The following is a 19331-nucleotide window of genomic DNA, read 5'->3' as shown; positions in this document are numbered from 1 at the left end:
TTCACTCTTAGAATAAAGTATCGTCACAACAGTTGTATTTAATTACGGGTATCTAACTATATTTATACAAGCATTTGTTTTTATAACAAAATACTGAGGTCACAAGCTTACTCTTCAGTTTTCCAAGTATGCGTTAACTCTGCACCCTCACCACCATCCAAATCCGCATCGGCTTCTTCTGCTGTCAAGTTAGCGTTATCAGGGACTGCGGCTTGATTGACAGTACCCTCAGCAGTTGCGGTGCCAGATTCAGCAGCAACGACCGTACCATCAGTATCGGTTGGCGTTACCGTAGCATCCGCTGGTGTTGCAGTAGCAGCTGCGTCGGTATCGGCAGCTTCCGCTGTCGCAGCAGGCGCGGCTTCTGTAGCAGTTGCTTCTGTTTCAGCAGTCGCTTCGGTGCTCTCAGCAGTGATATGCTCGCCTGCTGGACGCAAATAGCCAGAAATGCCGATTAATAAGACGATACCTAAAAATAAGGCAACACCGCCTAAAGCAAATAGGAACTCTTTCTTGGGATTGTTTTCGACAATATGTTCTGACATACCTTATCCACCTTGCACAAAATATTTAAAATATTGGCCTATTATATCGCAATTTATATCGATTTGTGAAAACCCTTAACGATTTAAAGGGTTTATTAGCGAAAAAACTTACAACCAAAGCCTATGGGTATTTTTTTATTTGACCAAACGTCTCTGCGGGGTCGCACGCTTGCCAAGATAGCTTAATAATAGCAGAAGCGCAATAATGATTAAAATAGGATAATTACCCGCGCGCATATAAGGCGTATTGCCAACGCGTGCTTGCACATTTCCGCGTAAAACGGTGCGCTCAAACTGCGGTGCGCGCTTCACGATATGACCTTTATGGTCAATGATAGCCGTAACGCCAGTATTGGTGGCACGCATAAACCAGCGGCCGTTTTCAAGCGCGCGCATTTGTACCATTTGCAAATGCTGGAGCGGACCTGCCGAGCTACCAAACCACGCATCGTTAGAAATGGTCAATAAAAAGTCAGTATTGATGGCGTTTTTGCGCGTGGTGTCAGGATAGGCAACTTCATAGCAAACCGCGGCGCCCAAGTTATGACCACGCACGCGCAGCGGTGATTGATCGTCACTGCCGCGACTATAGCTCATGATATCTTGACTGCCAGCAAGGTTAGGCAAGATATCTAGCATGCCCTCAAAGGGGATATATTCGCCAAAGGGTACCAAACGCTGCTTTTTATATAGCCCTTCAGCGTCCGCACCTAAAGCAATGACACTATTATAAAACGGCGGGTATTTATCGGTCTTGGCATCAAAAGCTGCGGTATCTTTATATGGGATGCCAGTGACCCACGTGGTATCGGTTTCTTTGGCCACTTTGACCACTTCACTGATAAAACCTAGCGCTTCATCTTGAAACATGGGAATGGAAGACTCTGGCCACAAGATCATGTCGCTGCCCCATTCGGTACTGGACAGGGTGGCATAAATTTTTAGCGTTTCTACCTGATATTCGGTCAGCCATTTTAAATCTTGCGGAATATTCCCTTGGATTAATGATACCGACAAGTCAGGCGTGCCCTTTGGTTTTGTCCATTGCGGATTTAGCAGCCATAATGCGCAGCTGACAATAAGCAGCGCGGCAGTAGGAATCATATAACCGCCGCGGCGACGCAATAGCTCAACCAAACTTGCCGCCAATAATACTGCCACGAAAGACACCGCAAATACGCCAGCAACGGGCGCTAATGACGATAGCCAATACTGCTCGGTAAAGGCATAACCGACAAACAACCATGGAAAGCCGGTAAATAGCCAAGTTTTCATCCACTCTTGCAATACCCAAAGCGCAGCAAAGGATAACGGCTGCTTACCGACGACACGATTAAAAATCAGCGCCAAAAAGCCATGAAACAAGCCCATACCAAGGCCCATCAGCGCAATCATAATTAGCGCCAGCCACACTGGCGTATCGCCATAGACATGGATTGAGGTATACAGCCAAAACGCCCCGACGCACCAAAGCCCAGTACCATAAGCTTGACCGATAACAAAAGCACGCTTGCCCGTCATATCAGGCATCAGTAAGGCATACAAAATAGCAGGCGACACCAACGCCACCGGCCAAAAACCATACGGCGCGAGGGCAAAGATAAACACTGCGCCTGCCAGCCACGCAATCAATATAGTCAACACCAGCGGCAAGCCCTTGGGCTTATCGGGGTTTAGACGTTTTTGCAAATCAACAGTAGACAGACGCATAGCAGTTATCCAAAACCTTATTATTCAGTCGTTCAGAGCTTAAATATTAACTTTGTTTTATTCAGTTAGCGCTGGAATTGGTAGCCAATCGTTAGCTGCTCAATACAGCGCTCAAAAATTAAACCTGCCCATGATACCAGTCTAAATCAATCAATAGGTAACATTGCGTTGCAAAATACCGATTTTAAAAGCAAAAAAAACACGACCGCAATCGTGTTTTTTTATATTTAAATGCCGAGCTGATCTTTAAGTGCCAAGATTAAGTGATAAACATCAATAAATTAATGGCTACCTATTAATATTTGCTGGTCAGAATTGATTTTAGACAGCTCAAGATTTTGAATAAAGCGCCCTTCAACATCGGTAATAGTAATTTGCCAATCGTCTATCACCACGCTCTCCCCTTCCAAATCGCCAACATGACCGAGCGCTTGCATCACCAAACCGCCCATAGTATCAACATCGGTATCGTCAAAGTGGGCGCCAAGCTCATCGTTACAGTCTTCAATCACTGTCGATGCTTGCACGCGCCACGTATTTGGTCTTACAGGATCGGCGACGATATTATTGATATCACTGTCTTCATCGAAGTCATCATGCTCATCGACGATATCGCCGACGATTTCCTCGAGCAAATCTTCCATCGTTACCACGCCAGCAAAATTCCCAAACTCATCGACGACAATCGCCATATGCACTTGGGTGCGCTGTAATGAGCGTAGCAAAGTATCAGAGCGTGCCGTTTCGCTGATATAAAGCGGCTGACGCACCAAGTCTCGTAAACGTTGACTGTCAATTTTATCTTCTTGATCGCGCACCATGTGTACGAGGATGGGAATCAAATCTTTTGCCAATAAAATACCGATAACGGCATCATCATCTTGGCTATCAAAGACCGGATAGCGCGAGTGTGTGGTCTCAAGAATGATATCCATCACTTCAGCTAAGCTAGCGCTTTCGTGCAGCCCAACCACTTGCGGGCGCGGGGTCATGATTTCGCGAACTTGGGTGGCAGGCAAATCAAGGACGCCTTCCAACATGTCCACGGTATCGGGTTCTAAGAACTGGCGCGAGTCTTGCACCAAACGTATCAGTTCATCACGGGTTTCGGGGGCGGTCGATAGCCAGCGTTTTAAGCCGCGCATCGACCAACTACTCGGGCTTGGAGCGTCTTCGGACATGATGATGTGATTTAACCTCTTTAGTTAATAGCAGTAATCAAAGAAAATAGTAAATAGCAATTAAAATCTTAAACCTAAATGGGGATTAAAATAGTAAATAAAACAGCGACTTTATATTTAGGCAGTAGTCAAAATATTTAAATAAAGATCAAATTATCTATAAAAACCTATCATAACGATAAATGACAACTAGTAAGTATAGATAAAAATAGACCAGCCTAATAGGTTTCACTTTATCGCAAGGCTTACGGACATTCAACGACAAATTCACTCAAATTGTATTGTCAGTGTGTTGTGAACTTTGCTATGGTCAAAGCCTTCATTCCTCAAAGTCAAACCTATGTCGCTACGTGCCTTTTTTTCTCGCCTGCTCTCGCCGCTTTCAAACAGCAATCGCTTAGAGCATGGGGCAGCTTATGATCGCCAGCAAAAGCGGACTTGGCGCTATTACCTCGCGCAGGTTTTAATCGTTACTACGTTGCTACTATCTGCTATTTGGCTGTTAATGGCAATTTGGTATCAGTTTGGCATACGCTCACCAATTACTTGGCTTACAACCCTTATTATAATCGGCATTTTAGCCGCGCTGGCTAAGGCCGCTTATGCAACAGAAAGGCATTGGTCAAAAAGTCCAAAAAATCGAGGTAATCAGCCATTAAATAATTCAGCAGCGCCAGATAAAAAAGTAGCCGTTAAATGGCTCATCGGTTTATATGGCGCAGTTTGGTTTATCGGTTTGGGCTGTTTTTTTTCTATCGAGCCCAAACAAGACCGCGACTGGATGGCGGAAGTCAGCGAAAGAGTTACTTATCGCCGTGATGCCAATAATCCTGACTTAGTCACGCTCACCAATGTGCGAAACTTTGATTGGCATACTGATAAAGAGGCGGCTGAACACTGGGGCACGCGCACGATAGATATGTCAAAACTCTCTGGCGTCGATGTGACCAACTCCTATTGGATGGGGCCGCTAATTGCGCATACTTTGGTCAGTTTCCGCTTTGAAGATGATAGACCGCTTGCCTTCTCGTTCGAGATTCGTAAGGAAGAAGGCGAGTCGTTTTCGGCATTGGCAGGGTTTTTTAGGCGTTTTGAGCTGAGCCTGATTGCTGCCGAAGAGCGCGATATTATTTATACCCGTAGTAATGCTCGCGGCGAGCAAGTTTATCTGTTTCCGGTCAGCAATCTACAACAGCACGAGGTCAAGTCGTTATTTGAGTCTTACTTAACTGCCGCCGATGAATTGAACGCCAAACCAACTTGGTACAATACGTTGATGAGCAACTGTACCAATATTATCTTTTATATGGCACGTATTGTCAGTGGCGACCGTCTGCCATGGGATTACCGAATTTGGGTATCGGGCTGGCTACCAAACTACTTATACGACGTTGGCATGCTCGACGCCAACCCTGAAAAGGACGGTCAGCCTTGGTCAATGGATACATGGTACGAGCGCACCCATATCAATCCAAAGGTTCGCGGTTTTGATAATCTGGCAGGAACTAGCGCTATCAATAGTCGCGAGTTCTCCAAGCAAATTCGGCAGGATATTCCTATCCCGCCACTAGCAGATTCACAAGCCGATGCGGAAGCAAGTGCCAAATCCGCCGCGCAGGATTCTAAAGAATAGCTGAGGTTTTCGAAGAGGTGCATCTACTCTCAAAAGCGGTATTGTGACGTTAAATCCATTGTTCATTAAGCATAAACATAGATTAAACCCTTTATAAAAAAATTTAGGTTAAGGCTGAACCCAATTTACCACCCGCTCCTCCATCTCCTCATCTGTCATGCCAATCTCAGAAATACAGCGCCCTGCTACGCCAACATTGGCAGCACGCATTTGCTGCTGAGTTACCACCGCATCTCCCGTCAATAACAAATGCCAACTTGGCAAATCTTGTCCTTTATACAAGCGCTTATAAGCACAGTGTGACGGCAGCCACATCATCTGCGGCAAATTCTCCATAGTTAGCTGAATACAGTCCGGCACATGCTCTTGGCGTGTGGCGTAATGCTTGCAGTAACCGGTCGCGCAATCCATCAGCTGGCAGGTGACATCGGTATATTCAACCATTTCTGCTTCATGACTATGGTCATCGCTGACATTGTCATCGTCGATATACTTGATTAGGCAACAGCTACCGCAACCATCGCATAGCGCTTCCCATTCGCTATGGTTTAGCTCTGACAGCGCAAAACGTGACCAAAACTGCGGACGCAATAGATCATTAGCATTGTTTTGGCTGTGAGGAAATAAGCGCACAGCAGATGGCGTCGCTGAATCTGAATCAGTTGTTGTTTTGGAATCTGGAGCGGATGCTAATTGAGATCCAGATTGATTGAACAAATTGAGTGTCATAAAGTCGCCGTAGCATTTTGATAAAGAGCGTTACAGTATTATAGCTGTTTTTGGCGAACTTGGGCGTTAAGGTAGGAGAAGTAAATAAAAGAATGCAGCAAAATACGGACAGTTAACACTTATAAAACAAGCATTTATAAAGTAGTTATTTATAAAACAGTCATTTATAAAATCCCCTTCATAACATAAAAAAAGGACAATAATATGTCAATTAAGACTTTTGAATTGATCAGCACTACCGAAAACAACGTCGAGCTTATCAGCTATGTGGCGCTGCCAGAATCTGCCTCAGAGGACAATCCAGTAGCAGGTATTTTGGTGGCGCCAGAATGGTGGGGCGTGGTCGATCATCCAAAGTCCGTCGTTGAGCGCTTGGCAAAAGCAGGCTATGCGGCGGTGGCGATGGACGTTTACGGTGAAGGCAAGCTGACCAGCGACGCGTCGATGGCCAATATGTGGATGGAGCAAGTACTTGCTGATCAAGACATGCTAATGGCACGTTGCCGCTTAATACTCAATGACTTTGGTGACCAACTGGCGGTTAATCGCGATAACTTAGCGGCGATTGGTTATTGTTTTGGCGGTAAAGTGGTGCTCGATATGGCACGCGAAGGCATGCCATTAAAAGCGGTTGCTACTTTCCACGGTAATCCATCAGCAAAACAGCCTGCCGATAAAAACTTCAAAGCCAAAGTATTGGTCGCTCACGGCCGTGATGATTCGATGGTGTCGATGGAGGCAATCGAAGGTCTAAAATCAGAGCTAGATGCTGCCGATGTTGACTACACAATTGATGTCTATGACGGTGCCAAACATGGCTTTACCAATCCGCACGCCGATGAACGTGCGGCCAAAAATGATGTTGACCTTGGCTACAACGAAGCCGCTGCTAAGCAAAGCTGGGACAACATGCTTGAATTTATGAAAACCAATCTCGGTCAATAATTTTAAAAATATCATCAATCAAGTTGTATAAACGCTCACTATAACGAGTGTTAATACAAAGTATAAGACAAAAAACAGGGGTCACTTTCTCAGAAAGCGACCCCTGTTTTTCGTCGTTATACACAATAACTACCATGACCAATCTTGTGCTTATGAGCAAATAACGTCATCATCACTCTATTATAAGTGGGATTGAGTAACGAGGATGTTATATCTATTGATAAATCAGCTGGGCTGGCTGGCTTTTATGGCTTTATTAATCGTGGTGTTCATACTATACGCCAGGATAAGCCAACAAATCAGACAGTTGCGTCATGATATGACAGCGCTACAAGCTGAGCTTAAACGGCAAAAAGAGGGCTTAATCACAGCAAAATCTTCTCACGCCGATATAAATAGCGATCAAGAAAGTCAATTTGCATCAGTGCCTGACACCTCTCCAACCTTGCGGTCATCAATGCCGCCACCGATACCGTTAGCAGCAGTAGATTTGGTTACAGCCGCTGACGCTAGCGCCGAACCCATAGAAGAAAACCTCGGCTTAAAGCCAAAACCGGAAGAATCGACAAAAACGAGAACCCCCGTTACAACGATAGAGCCAGACGAGCGCTCCTTGCCTATCGTCACCTCCATTATTTACTCTATGCAAAACTGGTTTTTTGGCGGCAACTTAGTAGTGCGCGTTGGGGTATTGGTGTTGCTCGTCGGGGTGGTGTTATTACTGCGCTTATTAAGTGACTATATTGAAATACCCATCGCCTTTAAACTCATTGCCATAGGCGTCCTCGGTTTAGGGTTAGCAGCTTTAGGATTAAAATTAGTAAAAAACCGCTTTGCTTACGGCATCACTTTGCAAGGCGCAGGATTGGCGATTGCTTATCTAACCACCTTTTTTGCCTATAGCGTTTATCAAGTGCTGGCAAGTCTACCAAGCTTTATAGGACTTGGTTTATTATCAGCACTTACCGTCGTTTTAGCCGTCCGTCAAAACGCCTTTCCTTTGGCATTACTGGCATTATCGGGCGGCTTTTTTGCGCCTATATTGACCAGTCAGGATACAGGCAGCTTGACGGTTTTGTTTAGCTATTACTTATTACTAAACGTGACTATTGCAGTAATTGCTCATTATCGTCCGTGGAAAGTGCTCAATATTTTTGGGTCAGGAGTCACGTTTGGGCTGGCTTATTATTGGGGACTGACAGAGAACGTAACGGTAATTATTGATAATCAGCGTTGGTCATTGGTGGTACTGGTTGCCCTACATCTCATTCTGTATTTATTTGTGGTGATTCGCTACGCGCAACAAATCATTGCTTATAACGATGACAATGAAGCGATTATGAACGTGGCTAATGTTGAAGAACGACGTTCTAGCTATGTATTCCCTATCGATATTGGTCTGTTATTCTCCGTGCCGATATTGGCATTTGGCTTATTTTCTGCCTTATTGCAGGATATTCATCATGCGTTGACCATTGTTAGTGCTATTTTAGCGATGATTTATCTGGGTCTTGGTTGGCGCTTTATTAAACGCAGTCAGCGCTACGCTCTGATTACTGAAGGTATGCTGGCGTTAGGGTTTGGCTTTTTAGCATTAGTGATTCCGCTGGCACTTGATGCAGAATGGATTGCCTTTGGCTGGTCGGTACAAGGGCTAGCCTTGGTATGGTTTGGACGGCGCTCACTACGTGCATGGTCAGTATTGTTTGGGTTGTTATTGCAGCTGCTCAGTATCGCGATGCTGATGATAACTGTGGTCTTTACGATCAAAGATTATCCAACGTTGGCGTTGACGATTTCGGCGCTCAGCTATCTAGCTACGATGTTTATCTTACGCGCCAGCAACTCGCCTATTGATGACGCCAACAACCAGCTTAACGCCAATCATACGCTGACTGCCTATACTAAAGCTTTGGGCATTGGTGAACTCGCTACTAAGCAATGGCTTACCAGTATCAATAGCCAAAGTATGGCGTTTAACTTGATGTGGCGCAGTCCAAATTTGGGTCGCTTTTTAACCTTTACTGCAATGGTTTGGCTGCTGTACGTATTGGTGATTGATTTTGACCACTGGCTTGCCAGCCGGCGCTTAGCAACGACGGCGCTGCTAGGATTGGCCACCTTAACCAGCCTAGCTATTTATCAGGCAATCAATCACTATCATTCGTGGCGCGAGATTAGGCAGTTTAGCCATGGGTTATTACTGCTATTTTATGCCGCGCTACTGTTTCAACTACCGCAAAAATATGAATTTGATTATCAATGGACTACCTTTCATTGGCCGATATTTATCATGCTACTCATAGGCTGGTTGGTCGTTGGACAATTGTGGTTAAGAACATGGCATAAAGAATTGGAGTTAAAAAGTTTTGATAGCGCGAGCTGGCTTGGTGCTGGCATCATCCTATTAGCAGAAGCTATGCATTATGGCTTGCCTGATTCAAAAGGTGTCATGACTATTTTGGTTCCGGTTGCCTTTATGCTGGCTGGATTATGGTGGACACAGCGTCAAGCTATGGCTCAATACAATGATAAGCAATCACACTCGCAAACAGGAGCAGCGACCTCAGCATTTGCGCCTTATTGGTTTGATTGGCATCAGGCATTATTAGACAGTGCCAAAATATTTGTACCAATCACACTAGGTTGGGCTATTTTTACCAACTTCACTTACGATGGTATTATCTGGGAACTGCCCTACTTTCCTTTATTTAACTTATATGATGTGACGTTATGGTTGGTGGTGTTTTACGGCTTGGGCGTTTATTTACTCCGTCAGCCACATGGTAGAGGTTCGAGAAATCTATTAAAAGCCATTCCTAAAAACGATATGCTGTTAATTATCTTAGCGCTGATTAGTTTTTGGATAGGCTCTAGCATGTTAGTTAGAACGCTGCACGCATTTATCGGCACGCCGTTATGGACTGGCGGTTTATACGACGTGACAGGAGGCGCTTGGAATAGCGAGCAGGTACAGACGGGACTGACCATTTTATGGACGCTCATTGCTTTGGTCGCCACCATCATCGCCAGCCGCTATGGACAACGAACACTATGGTTTATGGGTATTGGACTGTTGGGCGTTGTGGTGTTAAAACTGGTCTTGGTTGATTTATCCCAGACCGAGGCGATTTGGCGAGTGATTTCCTTCCTTGGTGCGGGTAGCTTAATCTTGGTCATTGGTTATTTAGCGCCATTGCCACCAGCACGTGAGGATTTAACAGACGAGTTTGAATAATAGTCTGCTCTGTGCGTTACGTTGAATGAAATGTTAACGTGGTGACGCTGGTTGTGTAGTAAACTGAACACCATTAGAAAGTAGACGTTGATTGTCTTACTTTGAGCATTTTTTATAAAAGGTTAGTAAAGCAGATGGATAAGAGAGCAAGTATTCAGTGGTTCCCTGGGCATATGAACAAAGCCCGTAACGAAATCAAAGAAATCATGCCGCAGATGGACGTCGTCATTGAAGTGATTGACGCGCGTATTCCTTATAGTAGCGAAAACCCCATGGTTGCAGCATTACGCGGCGAAAAACCAGTCATCAAAATCTTAAATAAAGCTGACCTCGCTGATCCTGAATTGACCAAAGCGTGGATGGAATATCTTGAACAACAAGACGGCGTTAAAGCTATCGCTTGCGACAATAACAAAGCCGATGACGTCAAGCGTATCATTGCAATATGCAAATCCCTCGTACCCAATAAAGTCGGGACGGGACGTCAAATCAAAGCCATGATTATGGGTATTCCAAACGTTGGTAAATCAACCTTGATTAATACCTTAGCGGGGCGCGCGGTAGCTAGAACGGGCGACGAGCCAGCGGTGACCAAGTCACAGCAGCTGATCAAGCTTGACGATGACATCATGCTCTATGACACGCCTGGCATGCTGTGGCCAAAGGTTGAAAACGAAAACTCTGGCTATCGCTTGGCGGCGACCGGCGGTATTCGTGATACGGCGTTTGACTTCGCCGATGTGGCCAGTTATACCGCTGAGTATCTCATGCAAGCCTATCCTGAACTGCTAAAAACCCGCTATAAGATTGAAGAATTACCCAAGACCGATTGGGAGTTTTTCGAAGTGGCGGGACGTAATCGCGGCTGCGTGCGCGCGGGCAATCAAGTCGATACCTACCGCATGTCTGAGATTTTGATTAACGAGTTACGTAGCGGCAAGCTTGGAAATATTACCCTCGAGACGCCAGAAATGACTGAAGCTGAAGAAGTTGTGGTCGCTGAACAACGAGTCGCAGCCGAAGAGAAAAGAATCGCTAAAGAAGAAGAAAAACGTTTGCGTCGTTTAAAAACGCGGAAGAATCGTAAATAAATTGCATAAAGAATACTGGCTACTATGAATCCGTTAATACCCTCTGCTAAAACCATTCAGATTTATCTGCCAAAAGGTAATCCTCGCGGATTGCGCTTGGCAGAGATGACCACGCGTACGGTGCGTTTGATTGAGATTCCACGCATTCATATTGATGATTTTTTTGCGATGCCAGATGCCAGTCAAGTTGGCTTATATTTTTTGATTGGTGACACCGACAGTATAGATAAGCCATTACTTTATATCGGGCAAACTGGCGATTTGAAAACTCGTCTCAATCAACATCATAAAAAAGACTTTTGGACGCGGGCTTTTGTCATGCTTTCAACCAATAATTCCATGACCCAAACCCATGCGCTGTATATGGAGCATAAAGCAATTGCCACTGCCCTTGACGTGGGGCGCTATGAGCTAAAAAATGGTAATAGTGGTAATAAGCCGCATACACCCGACCCATTAAAAGCTGACTGCGAAGAGTTGTTTCACACCCTTGATGTTTTGCTATCAACCTTGGGGCAACCTATTTTTGAATCTTTAGCTATTCACGATAGCCTTTATAGCAATAAGACTGATGCACATAAACTGACCACAACCACTGATGTTAAAGTTGAAAAAGCAGCTGAAATATCTCCAACTAAACCTATCCCATTCCTGTTTTATTACAAGGTAAAAGATGGCGATGCACAAGGCTATTATGATGACGATGGCTTTGTAATATTAGCAGGCTCTTTAATTAGACAATCACAGGCAGCATCTGCGCCACCCTTTGTGACCAGATTAAAAGAGAGCTTGCTTAGTAGCGGCAAACTCATAGCGGTAAATGATACAAGCTATAAGCTCACTGAAAATCATTTATTTAAAACACCCAGTGGCGCTAGTGCATTGGTATCAGGTCGTTCGACCAACGGTTGGATTGAATGGAAAAATGCCGCAGGTCAAACTTTAGACAGCATCTATCGATAACGACTTTAATCCCAACATGCGATCCTCATATAACCCTCATACTTTTTGAATTGCTCGCCCATTGCTTATGACATCTATTACTTTTATCCATACCGAGACCAGCCTCGACTCCTTCGCCCCCCGCCTCCTCGATTGGTTCGCTAAAAACGGTCGCCACGACTTACCTTGGCAACAACACCAAACTGATACGCCCAACCCTTATATTGTTTGGCTATCAGAAGTCATGCTCCAGCAAACGCAAGTAATGACAGTGCTGCCCTACTTTGCCCGCTTTATGGCGTCGTTTCCGACGGTGCAAGATTTAGCCGCAGCAGAATGGGATATGGTGGCGGAACACTGGGCAGGACTTGGCTACTATGCGCGCGCGCGTAATTTGCACAAAGGCGCGAAGCAGTTGGTTGAGGTTATAAATGAAACGGACGACTTCCCGCAGACACTAGCAGGTTGGGAAGCGATTTCTGGCGTTGGCCCTTCGACCGCTGGGGCGATTATGGCAATGGGGCTACATCGTTATGGCGTGATCTGTGATGGTAATGTCAAACGCGTTCTCACCCGCTGGGCGGCTATCGATGGTGATATTACCAAGTCTGCTACTACCAAAGAGCTGTGGGCATTGGCGGAGCGTTTAACACCAAGAGAGAACTCAGGATTGTTTGCGCAAGCCATGATGGATATGGGTGCAACCTTATGTACGCGTAGCAAACCTGCTTGTCTATTGTGCCCATTACAAGATGATTGCTTAGCCCATGCGCAGGGTCGCGAAACCGATTATCCAGTCAAGGCCAAAAAACAGCCCAAACCCAGCAAAGTTAGCAATGCATTATTAATTAAAGATACGGACGGCAAAATACTGTGGCTACAGCGTCCTGATAATGGCATTTGGGGCGGACTATGGAGTTTGCCTTTGCAATTTGTTGAGAAAATTGACGGTAAAGCTACTGCTAAAAATTCGGAAGCCAGCGATGATAAATCATTAAAAGTTGCTAGCAATGAAAAATTCTACGAAACAGAATTTACCACCGCTGAGCAAATTATCAATGAATGGTTGGATAAGCATAGTTTAGCAGCCGCGCCCATTAATAAAGCCTTAATTGATGACGCGCCTATTAAACATTCATTAACTCATTTCCATTGGTATTTAACGCCGCAATCACTGACTTTAGCTAATGAGCAAACGGCTGATTTGACCAAAGCCTTGCAAGCGGCAGAAATTAATATTAACTGGTTAAATGCGAGTGATGCGCAGGCAACACTTGGATTACCACGAGCGATGGTTAAGATTTTAGAATAATAGGTTATTGCAACCAAATAAAACCCCTAAAAAAAGCGACTCAAAATATATTCTGAGTCGCTTTTTTCATTTATAACATACAAAAAACTAAGACAAAATTTAAGATTTGGGCACCCGCAAACGCATCAGGCCTTCTTGTTGTACCGTTGCGACCAATCGACCATCTTGCCAAAACTGACCGTGGTTTAAGCCTTTGGCATTAGAGGTCGTGTCGCTCCACATGTCATATAGCAGCCAATTATTTAAATCAAAATCACGATGAAAATGCATCGAGTGATCAATACTCGCCGCTTGCAAACCACTGGTCATAAAGCTGACCCCATGTGACATCAGCCCCGTACCGACCAAGTAAAAATCAGACGAAAACGCCAATAGTGCTTGCTGAATGGCCACAGGCTGCTTTCCAAGCTCACGGATACGCAGCCAGTTTGCTTGCTTGGGTTTCATCGGTTCTGGATGAATCGGATCACGCGGCTTAATCGGTTTAATCTCGACATGACGATGACGCATAAAACGCGCTTTTAGGGCATCAGGAACCTTTCCAACATACTGCTCTTTTAAATCTTGCTCATCAAGCAAGTCTTCTGGCGGCGGATACACGGGCATATCTTCTTGATATTCCAAGCCCTCTTCCATCGGTGAGAACGAAGCAATCATCGAAAATATCACTTGCTCGACAGGCGCTTTACCGCGCACTTCTTTATACTGAATTGCCGTGACTTCACGTGCTGACAGACTGCGACCATCACGCAGGCGGCGTACTTGGTAAATCACCGGCTGATTGATATCGCCACCGCGCAAAAAATAACCATGCAGCGAATGACATGGCTTATCTTTATCCAGTGTATGCGCCGCTGCCATAATCGCTTGCGCCAGCACTTGCCCGCCAAAAATACGACTGCCCACATAATCGTGGCTTTTACCTTCAAAAACATCAGGGCTGACTTCGATAAGCGCGACGGTAGCGAGCAGCTCATCGATCAGTTGCGGATAATCAGACATGACGATAGGTTTCCTTATTTTGATCAATCACGCCAAGCATTGAGATATAAGCACTCAAGGGTCAAGCGTATCAATACGATATAGCTTAAGCCAATGCGGCGTTTTAATTTAAAATAATATATATAGTAGGTTCATTTTAAAACTGTTATGGCATGACTATTATAGTTTGCGATAAACACCCACATAACGCTGAGAACGCCAAATAAATAGCCAGTAAAATGATTAGCAATCACTCATTATAAAGCGAAAAGCCAATCATCTTAGCGAATATTAAAGATTTTGACTAGGCAGTCGCCGCCTTACGAGTCGGTTTAACGCTTTATTAGCTTAACAATCATGAGCAAGTAATTATCTAAACAAGTAGCTATCTAAACAAGCAGCATCTAAGCTCACAAACATAAATAAAAAACGAGATGATGAGACACCTCGTTTTTTATTTGACTTTATATTATGGTTTTACAGCGACCAGCACGCGAATAGAGTCTGGTACCAGCGATAAATTGCCTAGTGCTTGCTCGCCTTGGGCTTTTAGTTGCTCTAGGCGTTCAATCTCTTCTGGGCGCACGTTAGGGTTAATCGTTTGCAGATGCTTTAGGCGTTTGATTTCACGTGACCACTGCTGGCTAAAGCGCGCGCTTGCTTGTTCACCAATGTCTTCTAGCTGCTGACGGGCAATATCTTCGGCTTCATAATAACGCTGCTCAATCACATCGCCACGTACCTTAATCACTTGGCGAGCGCGGTTTTTATCCAAGCGCTCGATATGCGGCATAATCATATCGCTGCTAATACGCGCGGATAAATCACTGCCCTGCTCACTGATAAACACACGAATATTTTGCGTCGGCAAGGTAGCAGGCAGATTAAGCAATCTTGGCGCAATCGCTTCAACGCGGAAATTCACTTCTAGCAGCACCATACCTTGTGGAACGGCGGCACTCTTTAGCATCGCAACGGTAGTATTCCCAAAAGTGCTGGTACTTGCTAGCTCATAAATCGCGCGCATCAATGGATGCTCATGGGTGATAAATTCGATATCTTCGCGCTGCAGCGCTTGCTTGCGCTCAAAGGTCAGCGTCATACCATCTTCATCACCGAGCGGCAGACCGTCGATATAATCGCTAATTTCCGTGCTATCAATCGGCGCAATCACCCATGAACCATCGCGCTGGATATTGTGGTCGATATTGGCGGAAGCAAAGAAGCGCTCGATAAATTGCGGCAATAGATTATGTTTATCAAAATCATGCATGGCATCTGCAATACGCCCAGCAACGCGCGGACGGCATGAGTTGTACTCAAGTAAGCGATCGCGACCAGCTTGTAGCTGTGCTTCGAGTCCCAAGCGCGTTTGCTGTGCTTTTTCGATAATATCCTGCAAAGTGGTGCGGTTAGCGTCGGTATCCGCGCCTTCAAGCAGCGGTTTCAACTCTTGGATATATTGCTCTTGTACGCTTTGCGCCGTTGGAGAAATCTGATTAAACATATTGAGCGCGTCGTTATACCAGCGGTACAGTCGCTCTTGCGCCGTTCCTTGTACATAAGGAACGTGTAGCATAATTTGTTGTGTCTGTCCGATACGGTCTAGGCGACCGATACGCTGCTCTAACGTATCTGGATTGGCAGGCAGGTCCCACAATATCAGCTGGCTTGCAAACTGGAAGTTGCGACCTTCTGAGCCAATCTCTGAGCAGAGTAATATCTGCGCGCCTTCTAAGTCGGCGAAAAACGCCGCCGCTTGGTCACGCTCAAGTAAGGTCATCTGCTCAGTAAAGATAGCGGTTTTAATACCAGCATGTAGACGCAATACCGCCTCTAAACTTTCAACCGTCGCCCCACTACGAGCAATCAACAATACTTTTTTATGCTTAAGCTCACCCTTCAAAATATCAATCAACCACGGCACCCGCGGATCATCCTCTAGCCAGCCGCCATCGGGTTGATTTTCTTCGCCCCAAAGCTGCTCGCGCAATTTACCCTTGGTTTGATAGCTATCTACCCATGCTTCAGGTAGCGGCAACGGATACGGCTGGCTGCTACGACCATAAAAACCTTTGACACTCTCACGAGTATTACGGAATAAAATACGTCCCGTACCATGACGGTCAAGGAGTTCATTGAGCGCATAAGTACGCAGTTTTTCGTCGTCATTAATGTTTACTAATTCATCGATACTAATAGAAAGCAGATGACTTAATGCCGTGATTTGACCGTTGCTTAATGGTTTATCTTCGATTAAGACACTGGCAACAGCGGCAGTTTCGGCAAAGGCTTCTTGGCTATCGATAAATTCATCAAGGTCATCAAAGCGATCGGGGTCTAATAAACGCAGACGGGCAAAGTGGCTTTGGGCGCCAAGCTGCTCAGGTGTTGCCGTTAATAGCATGACACCCGGTGTCTCTTCGGCAAAGTCAGCAATGAGGTCATATTTATCATTGCCGCCTTGTGCTTCATCCCAATGCAGGTGATGCGCTTCATCGACGACCAATAAATCAAAACCCGCTTCCATCGCTTGATCGTACAAATCTGGATGGTCAAGCAATAAGTCCATGCCGGCAATGATACATTGCTCGGTCGTAAAGACGTTTTGCTCAGGGTCGTGTTCTTTAATCGCAGCGGTACGTACCAAATCAAACAAGGCAAAGTTTAGGTTAAAACGGCGACGCAGCTCAATCATCCACTGATACTGCAAACTGTCTGGTACAAGAATTAGGACGCGCTCAGCTTTACCAGTTAATAGCTGCTGATGAATAATTAAACCTGCTTCAATGGTTTTACCCAAGCCAACTTCGTCAGCAAGCAAGACACGCGGGGCGATGCGTTTGCCAACTTCATGGGCAATATACAGCTGATGCTCAATAATATCGACGCGTGCGCCCATCAAGCCTTTGAGCGGATGACCCGCTAGCGCTGATTGCATACGCAAGATATCTTGACGCAGCTCATACCAATCCCCGCGCTCAATACGACCAGCCAGCAAACGCTCAAGCGGCTTAGCCAGCGTGATATTAGCCGCCAAACGGGTTTCCATAATGCCGCGCTCATGCTCATCAACACTGTATTTGAGCACGCCCATCACTTCTTCGACCGCGGTTACGGTATAGCTATTACCGGCTTGGTCAGAAATACTATCACCTTCTTTGAACACCACGCGCGATAACGGCGCAGAATTTTTGGCGTAGACGCGGGTCTCTTCACTTTGCGGAAATAAGATATGTACACAGCGGTCATCGACGTCGATGACCACACCCAAGCCAAGCTCAGACTCCGTATCAGATAAATAACGTTGACCAACGGCAAATTCGGTGCTGTGCAATGAAGCGATAGAGATAGTCATAAGGCGATGTCTTTTGTACTCAGATGATAAGAAAATAGATAGTTAATGAATCAAGCCACAATCATACAAACAATCACGCAAGGATTTAGTCAATTAATAGCTCAAACTCATTAATAAGTTGCTGGTCATTGAAGCTATCAGCAACGCCCAACTTGTCAGCTAGGTCGATGGATAAAACAGACCATTATATAACGTTAGCGCCTAGATGAGTGCGTTAAGTTAACTTTTCAAGAGCACTTTTTGGCAAGATTATTGCAATTGTTTGGCAAGATTATTGGAATACTGCGCTTAAGTAACTTTTTAGAAATCCATATATAACGACTCACAAGTAAAGAAAAAGGCTCGCTACTATGCCCTAAACATTGTTATCATAAAATTGTTTCTATATTGTTAATATATGAAATTTAACATTTCTTATTGTTATTGAAGCTATGTTAACCATTACCCCCTTTTAGATTTTCCAAATGATATAAAAAATTTATTCAAAAAATTTAACTATCAAGTCTTAAAGCACAAAATTTCGGCAACCTCCTACTTAATACTGTCCTTTTTAAGACCGTTAAGTAAGCCAAATAGTGTTTTTCATAGTCGTTTAAGTTATGAATTAACCGTAAATACTTTAATACTAGTTATATATCTAGATATTTAACTGAGTGATAATCTTAAAAACTTTGCCCCAATACTCAAATCCCATTTTCGTAAGGCTTACGTATCACCACATCATCGATTACTAGCAGCAAACAGTATGAGTAGTCTGTATAGACATTCTGCTTTGTGGTCACGTTTATCCAAGGACAATCCCCTCATGAGTGCCTCCAAAAAAGTTGGCTTTTTTAACCAAGTCAGTACCCAAGTGACGACCATTCTATTTATCGCTTTTGTGGTCGTACTAGCCGTTGTTGTGTATGTTGTTGATAAAGAAGGTCATGAAAAAATTCGCCTTGAATCGGCAAAACTGGTCGCTGAGCGTGGTAATACCGCGGTCAATAGTATCTCAGCCGATATCAATCGCGTGATGCGCAGTGCCCTGTTATTGCAGCAAAGCGCGCAGACTTTGCCGCCACAAGAAGCGATTTTGCAAGCCAGTACCGCCAATGCTTTTGATAAGCGCGATTATAACTTATTAGGTAGTGGCGGCATTTGGCCAGAAAAAGGCGCACTGGGCGCCAATACCGCCACCCATCCATTTTTGATGGTGCGTCAAAACGGCGATTATCAAGCGGTACTCAGCGACCCAAACCCTGCCAATCCTTATTATCAAGAAGACTGGTTTAGCGTTTTGAAATTGCTCAAACCTGAAAGCTGTATCTGGAACCATGTACGCGCGAGCCAAACCAAAGGCGAGCTGGCGATGAGTTGCGGTGTCGCCATCGAGCGTGATAACCAGTTCTGGGGTGCCAGTACTGTCAACTTTACCCTCAACCAGCTGCAAGAAAACATCGTTAAGCTCAGTGAAAGCTCGGGCTCAGGTTATATTTTACTGCTCGATAACAGTGACAAAGTTATCGCCTCCTCTAATCCTGAGCGCTTAAGCTATATCGACGAAGCCACCGGCACACCGCTCGATATCAAGCAAGTTATCAACGCTGACCGTTCCAAAAATCTTACTCAAACCTAGCCAATATTGACTATTAGATAGGTTTGACGTTTTCTTTCTGCTTCATTG

General features: G+C 45.0%; 13 protein-coding genes. 7 read left to right on the top strand and 6 right to left on the bottom strand.

The window, feature by feature from the left end:
* Window positions 1–107: 107 nt before the first annotated feature.
* The 3 genes from H9653_RS09860 to H9653_RS09850 all read right to left on the bottom strand — a co-directional run bounded on the left by H9653_RS09860 (window position 108) and on the right by H9653_RS09850 (window position 3436).
* Window positions 108–545: a hypothetical protein gene (locus H9653_RS09860; protein ID WP_191692235.1), complete on the bottom strand. Its 438-nt coding sequence runs from the start codon at window positions 543–545 to the stop codon at window positions 108–110.
* Window positions 546–680: 135 nt separating this feature from the next.
* A complete protein-coding gene (gene lnt, locus H9653_RS09855; RefSeq protein ID WP_191692233.1) occupies window positions 681–2255 on the bottom strand; it encodes an apolipoprotein N-acyltransferase in 1575 nt (524 codons plus the stop codon).
* Between the two features lie 281 nt (window positions 2256–2536).
* On the bottom strand, window positions 2537–3436 hold the full coding sequence (locus H9653_RS09850) for an HlyC/CorC family transporter (protein ID WP_191692231.1): 900 nt from the start codon (window positions 3434–3436) through the stop codon (window positions 2537–2539).
* Between the two features lie 340 nt (window positions 3437–3776).
* On the opposite strand from H9653_RS09850, the gene H9653_RS09845 reads away from it, so the two are divergent.
* Window positions 3777–5069: an Lnb N-terminal periplasmic domain-containing protein gene (locus tag H9653_RS09845; RefSeq protein WP_191692229.1), complete on the top strand. Its 1293-nt coding sequence runs from the start codon at window positions 3777–3779 to the stop codon at window positions 5067–5069.
* Between the two features lie 108 nt (window positions 5070–5177).
* On the opposite strand, the gene H9653_RS09840 is transcribed toward H9653_RS09845, so the two are convergent.
* The gene (locus H9653_RS09840; protein WP_191692227.1) at window positions 5178–5798 is read right to left on the bottom strand and encodes a YcgN family cysteine cluster protein; all 621 of its coding nucleotides are present in this window, start codon (window positions 5796–5798) and stop codon (window positions 5178–5180) included.
* A 204-nt stretch (window positions 5799–6002) separates the two neighbouring features.
* Between H9653_RS09840 and H9653_RS09835 the strand changes: the two genes are divergently transcribed.
* The 5 genes from H9653_RS09835 to mutY all read left to right on the top strand — a co-directional run bounded on the left by H9653_RS09835 (window position 6003) and on the right by mutY (window position 13326).
* Window positions 6003–6743, top strand: coding sequence for a dienelactone hydrolase family protein (locus tag H9653_RS09835; RefSeq protein WP_191692225.1), 741 nt, complete (start codon window positions 6003–6005; stop codon window positions 6741–6743).
* Between the two features lie 319 nt (window positions 6744–7062).
* On the top strand, window positions 7063–9981 hold the full coding sequence (locus tag H9653_RS09830; protein WP_225211709.1) for a DUF2339 domain-containing protein: 2919 nt from the start codon (window positions 7063–7065) through the stop codon (window positions 9979–9981).
* Between the two features lie 134 nt (window positions 9982–10115).
* Window positions 10116–11072 (top strand): ribosome biogenesis GTPase YlqF, encoded by a 957-nt coding sequence (gene ylqF / locus H9653_RS09825; protein ID WP_191692221.1) that lies wholly within the window; start codon window positions 10116–10118, stop codon window positions 11070–11072.
* 24 nt (window positions 11073–11096) lie between these two features.
* Window positions 11097–12035: a GIY-YIG nuclease family protein gene (locus H9653_RS09820; protein ID WP_191692219.1), complete on the top strand. Its 939-nt coding sequence runs from the start codon at window positions 11097–11099 to the stop codon at window positions 12033–12035.
* Window positions 12036–12102: 67 nt separating this feature from the next.
* On the top strand, window positions 12103–13326 hold the full coding sequence (gene mutY / locus H9653_RS09815; RefSeq protein WP_191692217.1) for an A/G-specific adenine glycosylase: 1224 nt from the start codon (window positions 12103–12105) through the stop codon (window positions 13324–13326).
* A gap of 99 nt (window positions 13327–13425) precedes the next feature.
* Here the strand turns inward: mutY and H9653_RS09810 are convergent, their stop codons facing one another.
* On the bottom strand, window positions 13426–14328 hold the full coding sequence (locus tag H9653_RS09810; protein ID WP_191692215.1) for an acyl-CoA thioesterase: 903 nt from the start codon (window positions 14326–14328) through the stop codon (window positions 13426–13428).
* A 448-nt stretch (window positions 14329–14776) separates the two neighbouring features.
* Window positions 14777–17665 (bottom strand): RNA polymerase-associated protein RapA, encoded by a 2889-nt coding sequence (rapA, locus tag H9653_RS09805; RefSeq protein WP_191692213.1) that lies wholly within the window; start codon window positions 17663–17665, stop codon window positions 14777–14779.
* 805 nt (window positions 17666–18470) lie between these two features.
* On the opposite strand from rapA, the gene H9653_RS09800 reads away from it, so the two are divergent.
* On the top strand, window positions 18471–19283 hold the full coding sequence (locus tag H9653_RS09800; RefSeq protein WP_225211708.1) for a cache domain-containing protein: 813 nt from the start codon (window positions 18471–18473) through the stop codon (window positions 19281–19283).
* Window positions 19284–19331: the final 48 nt, after the last annotated feature.

Source organism: Psychrobacter communis, from assembly GCF_014836505.1.
GTDB lineage: Bacteria > Pseudomonadota > Gammaproteobacteria > Pseudomonadales > Moraxellaceae > Psychrobacter > Psychrobacter faecalis.
Note: the sequence above shows the minus strand (reverse complement) of the source record. Positions and strands in the feature narration are given on the sequence as shown.